Raw genomic sequence first — 674 nt, 5'->3', positions numbered from 1 at the left:
ATTTTGCAATCCATGACCCCCATCCGCCGGGACACAATCCCCACGCCCATGTCCTGCTCACTATGAGGGCAATGGACGAACATGGGAAATGGCTTCCCAAGAGCCGCAAGGTTTATGACCTTGACGAGAATGGGGAACGGATCAAACTTCCGTCCGGCAGATGGAAAAGCCACAAGGAGGATACGGTGGATTGGAACGACCAGAAGTATTGCGAAATCTGGCGGCATGAATGGGAGGTCATCCAGAACCGCTATCTGGAAGCCAATGACCGCCCAGAGCGTGTGGACTTGCGTTCCTATGCCAGACAGGGGCTTGATATAGTCCCCACTGTCCATGAGGGGGCTGCTGTCCAGCAGATGGAAAAGCGTGGTATCCAGACGAATATCGGCAACCTGAACCGGGAAATCAAAGCCGCCAACCACCTGATGCAGTCCATTCGGCAGCTCATTCAAAACCTCAAAGGCTGGATTACCGAGCTGGGCGAAAAACGGAAAGAGCTGCTTGCACAAAAGGCGGCGGAGGAAGCAACACTTCTTCCCAATCTGCTGATGAAGTATATGGAGATACGAAAGGAAGAACGGAAGGACTGGACAAGGGCTGGACAGAACCGGGGGACTTCACAGGACTTAAAGGCAGTCAGCGAAGCATTGTCCTATCTCCGGCAAAAGGGACTT

Annotated in this window: 1 protein-coding gene; it reads left to right on the top strand. The window is 53.3% G+C overall.

Annotation, left to right across the window (positions count from 1 at the left end):
• A partial coding sequence (locus PGQ38_RS19115; RefSeq protein WP_270433141.1) for a MobA/MobL family protein occupies positions 1-674 on the top strand: 674 nt, incomplete at both ends.

The organism is Blautia faecis (assembly GCF_027662325.1).
Lineage (GTDB): Bacteria > Bacillota > Clostridia > Lachnospirales > Lachnospiraceae > Blautia_A > Blautia_A faecis.
The sequence above is the reverse complement of the archived record's forward strand: the minus strand, read 5'-3'. Positions and strand labels throughout refer to the sequence as shown.